Genomic DNA, 3,888 nt, shown 5'->3' with positions numbered 1-3,888 from the left:
AGACAGCTCTACGGGTTCAGCGCCTCGGTCACCGAGGCCGGTCCCACCAGCGGGACGTCGGGCGACAGGCCGTCGCCCTCCTCGATCAGGATCGGCTTCACCTCGTGCGGCCCGATCTCGCCGGACTGGATCTGCTCGGCCCAGTGGCACGCCACCTTGTGGCCCGGCTTGAGCTCCCGCAGCACGGGACGGTCCGTGTCGCACTTGGTCGCCTGCCGCCACGGGCACCGGGTGTGGAACCGGCAGCCGGTGGGCGGGTTCGCGGGCGACGGGAGGTCACCCGCGAGCAGGATCCGCTCGCGCCGGTCCTCGACCTCGGGGTCGGGCACCGGGATCGCCGACAGCAGCGCCCGCGTGTACGGGTGCAGCGGCTCGGCGTAGAGGTCCTCGGAGGTGGCCTCCTCGACCAGGCCGCCGAGGTACATCACGCCGACCCGGTCGGAGATGTGCTTCACGACCGCGAGGTCGTGGGCGATCACCAGGTAGGTCAGGCCGAACTGCTCCTGGAGCTCCTCGAGCAGGTTCACGACCTGGGCCTGCACCGACACGTCGAGCGCGGACACCGGTTCGTCGGCGACGATCAGGTCCGGGTTCAGCGCCAGTGCGCGGGCGATGCCGATGCGCTGGCGCTGACCGCCCGAGAACTCGTGCGGGTACTTGCGCAGCGCCGACGTCGGCAGGCCCACGGCGGAGAGCAGCTCGCGCAAGCGCTTGCTGGTCTCCTCCTTGCCCTTGTCGAGGTCGTGCGCCCGCAGGCCCTCGACCAGGATCGACTCGACGGACTGGCGCGGGTCGAGCGACGACAGCGGGTCCTGGAACACCATCTGGATCCGGCGCCGCATCTTGCGCAGCTCCTCGCCCTGCAGGGCCGAGAAGTCCTGCCCGTCGAAGATCATCTTGCCGTCGGTCGGCTCGTTGAGCCGCAGCATCGCCCGCCCGAGGGTGGACTTGCCGCAGCCCGACTCGCCGACCAGCCCGTAGGTCTCGCCGCGCTTGATCTCGAGGTCGACGCCGTCGACCGCGTAGACGTGGCCGACGGTGCGGTCGAAGAACACGCCCCGCTTGATCGGGAAGTGCACCTTCATGTCCTGGACGGACACCAGGGTCTCGCTCATACCGGCACCTCCTCGGCGGCGGGAGTTCCCGGCACCACCGGGTTGTGGCAGCGGAGCAGGCGGCCCAGCTGGTCTTCCTCGGCCGGCGTCTCCGTGCGGCAGACGTCCAGCGCGTTCGGGCACCGCGGCGCGAACGCGCAGGCGCTCGTCCACGGGATGTTGTCCGCGACGGACCCCTTGATCGGCGTCAGCTTCTCGCCGCGCGGGGCGTCGAGCCGCGGGATGGACGCGAGCAGGCCGTGCGTGTACGGGTGGCGCGGCTCGGCGAAGAGCTTGTGCCGCAACGCCTTCTCTACGACCTTGCCGCCGTACAGCACGTTGACCTCGTCGCACAGGCCCGCGACGACACCCAGGTCGTGGGTGATCATCACGAGCGCGGTGCCGAGGTCCTGCACCAGTTCCTTCATCAGCGTGAGGATCTGGGCCTGGATGGTCACGTCCAGCGCCGTCGTCGGCTCGTCCGCGATCAGCAGCTTCGGCCGGCACGCCAGCGCGATCGCGATGAGCGCGCGCTGCCGCATTCCGCCGGAGAGCTGGTGCGGGTACTCGTTCAGCCGCCGGTTCGGGTCGGGGATGCCGACCTTGTCGAGCAGGTCCTTCGCCTCGATCATCGCTTCCTTGCGGGGCATGCCGCGGTGCCGTTCGAGCACCTCGGTGACCTGCAGGCCGATCGGGACGACGGGGTTGAGCGAGGACAGCGGGTCCTGGAAGACCATGCCGAGATCGCGGCCGCGGCGGTCGCGCATCTCCTTGTCCGACAGCTTGAGCAGGTCCGTGCCGTCGTAGGACACGGTGCCGGTGATCTTCGCGCCGCGCTTGGGCAGCAGGCCCATGATCGCGAGCGAGGTGACCGACTTGCCGCAGCCGGACTCGCCGACGAGGCCGACCGTCTGGCCGGGCTCGACGTCGAAGCTGACGCCATCGACCGCGTGGAACGGTTCCTCGCCCCGGCGCTGGAACACGACGGAGAGGTCACGAACTTCGAGCAGTGCCACGACGACTCACCGCCTGTTCTTCGGGTCGAGGGCTTCGCGCAGGGTCTCGCCCATGAGCGTGAAGCCGAGCGCGACGATGATGATGCAGATCGCGGGCCACGCGGCGAGGTGCGGGTGGGTGTCGAACACCTTCTGCACGTCGCCGAGCATCTGACCCCACTCCGGCACCCGGTCGTCCGGGTTGCCGAGACCGAGGAACGACAGCGCCGCCGCCTCGATGATCGCGGTGGCCAGCACCAGCGTGGACTGGACGATCACCGGGCCGAGCGAGTTCGGCAGCATGTGCCGGAACACGATCGCGCCCTTCTTCACGCCGAGCGCGGTCGCCGCCAGCACGTGGTCGCTGTGCCGTTGCGCGAGCATCGAGCCCCTGAGCAACCGCGCGAACACCGGGATCTGCACGATCGAGACCGCGAGGATCACCGTGAACTGGCTGGGCCGGGCGAACATGGCCGCGATCGAGAACGCGAGCAGCAGCGACGGCAGCGAGAGCATGACGTCGACGATGCGCATGACGACCGAGTCGACCCAGCCGCCGAGCGCGCCCGCGAGCGTGCCCAGGATCAGGCCGCCCGTGAGACCGATCAGCGTCGCGCCGACACCCACGATCAGCGTCTGCTGCGAGCCGACCAGCAGACGCGACAGGAAGTCGCGGCCCTGGAGGTCGCCGCCGAGCGGGTGACCGGGCTGCGACTGCGGGATCTCGTTGCGCGCCTTCACGACCTGGTCGATCAGCATCGGGTTCGCCGGGTCGTGCGGGGCGAGCCACGGGGAGAGCAGCGAGATCAGGATGAAGATGCCGATGATCACCGCGCCGGTGAGGAACACCGGGCTGCGCCGCAGCCGCTTCCACGCGCTCGCCGCGAGCGAGACGCCGGCGGTCGCGTCGATCTTTTCCTTCTTCGCGGAAAGTCCGAGAACCACGTCGCTCACCTCGTCCTGATGCGCGGGTCGATGAGCGCGTACGACAGGTCGACCAGCAGGTTGACCACGACGTAGACGATGGTCGCCATGATGATCAGCAACAGCAGCACCGGGTAGTCGCGCCGTTCGAACCCGATGGCGAGCGCCTCGCCGACACCGGCGAACGAGAACACCTTCTCGGTGAGCACCGCGCCGGAGAGCAGTGCGCCCGTCTGCAGACCGATCGTCGTGACGACCGGCAGCATCGCGTTGCGCAGCACGTGGCGGCGGCGGATCACCGGGGCGGTGAGGCCCTTCGACTCGGCGGTGCGCACGAAGTCCTCGTCGAGCACGTCGAGGACGGCCGCGCGGGTGATCCGGAAGATCACCGCGAACGGGATCGTGGCCAGCGCGATCGCGGGCAGGACCAGGTGTTCCAGCGCGTTGAAGGTCGCGTCCCACTCGCCGGTGATGATGCCGTCGAGGGTGAAGAACCCGGTGACGCGCGTGGCGTCGATGGCGTCCTGACGACCGCTGGACGGCAGTCCGAGCGAGGACGACGCGACGCCCTTGAGCACGTAGGCCAGGAAGAACACCGGAACGGCGACACCGATGAGCGAGCCGACGACGCTGAGGTTGTCGAACCAGCCGCCGCGGCGCTTCGCGGCGAGGTACCCGAGCGGGACGCCGATCGCGATCGCGATGAGGATCGCGAAGAAGCTCAGCTCGAGCGTCGCCGGGAACCTCTGCAGGAAGATGTCGAGCGCCGAGTCACCGGGCTGAACACCCGTGGAGACGCCGAAGTCCCCGGTCGCCGCGCGACCGAGGAACTTGAAGTACTGGACGACGATCGGTTGGTCGAGGCCGAGCTGCTT

Annotated in this window: 4 protein-coding genes; all 4 read right to left on the bottom strand. The window is 69.3% G+C overall.

Annotation, left to right across the window (positions count from 1 at the left end):
* Positions 1–8: 8 nt before the first annotated feature.
* Positions 9–1,115 (bottom strand): ABC transporter ATP-binding protein, encoded by a 1,107-nt coding sequence (locus tag ACFWGZ_RS40135; protein ID WP_382456825.1) that lies wholly within the window; start codon positions 1,113–1,115, stop codon positions 9–11.
* The gene (locus ACFWGZ_RS40130) at positions 1,112–2,110 is read right to left on the bottom strand and encodes an ABC transporter ATP-binding protein (RefSeq protein WP_382456824.1); all 999 of its coding nucleotides are present in this window, start codon (positions 2,108–2,110) and stop codon (positions 1,112–1,114) included. Before ACFWGZ_RS40130 ends, ACFWGZ_RS40135 begins: the two co-directional genes overlap by 4 nt.
* A gap of 6 nt (positions 2,111–2,116) precedes the next feature.
* On the bottom strand, positions 2,117–3,034 hold the full coding sequence (locus ACFWGZ_RS40125; RefSeq protein ID WP_382456823.1) for an ABC transporter permease: 918 nt from the start codon (positions 3,032–3,034) through the stop codon (positions 2,117–2,119).
* Positions 3,035–3,039: 5 nt separating this feature from the next.
* The coding region (locus ACFWGZ_RS40120; protein ID WP_382456822.1) for an ABC transporter permease at positions 3,040–3,888 on the bottom strand (849 nt) is incomplete at its 5' end.

The organism is Lentzea sp. NPDC060358 (assembly GCF_042725365.1).
GTDB lineage: Bacteria > Actinomycetota > Actinomycetes > Mycobacteriales > Pseudonocardiaceae > Lentzea.
This window is presented reverse-complemented; position numbering and strand designations above follow the sequence as displayed.

Bases quoted from the DNA above. Each gene is read 5' to 3' on its own strand.
- ACFWGZ_RS40135 (WP_382456825.1), bottom strand. From the start codon at position 1,115: ATGAGCGAGACCCTGGTGTCCGTCCAGGACATGAAGGTGCACTTCCCG.